Consider the following 357-nt stretch of genomic DNA (forward strand, 5'->3'; position numbering starts at 1 on the left):
GCAAATACGCCATTCGTTCAGCGACTTTCAGACCGTAGAGCAAGAGGTTTCGTAACAGCCTTCCGTCAGACATAGATAATGAGTGAAGGGGAGAAGGAACGTGGCAAAATGGGTCCAATCATTTGAAGAGTATGCAAAGCAGCTGCTTGAAAAGGGAAAGATCATAGGAGCATCCGTGGGACTGGCAGAGAATGGAGAACTGAGCTATTTTCAAGGGTTTGGTCTCACAGATAACACGGATGATGCCCAGGCCGTTACTGCGGATACCGTATTTGGGATTGGTTCGGTAACCAAGGTGTTTACATGTGTCGCGATCATGCAGCTTCAAGAAACAGGTAAGCTCTCCGTTCATGATCC

1 protein-coding gene is annotated in these 357 nt (G+C 47.6%); it reads left to right on the forward strand.

Annotated elements, in window-relative coordinates:
• Positions 1–100: 100 nt before the first annotated feature.
• A partial coding sequence (locus SB775_RS27990) for a serine hydrolase domain-containing protein (protein ID WP_410864417.1) occupies positions 101–357 on the forward strand: 257 nt, incomplete at its 3' end.

The sequence above is a fragment of the Peribacillus sp. SIMBA_075 genome (genome assembly GCF_046534585.1).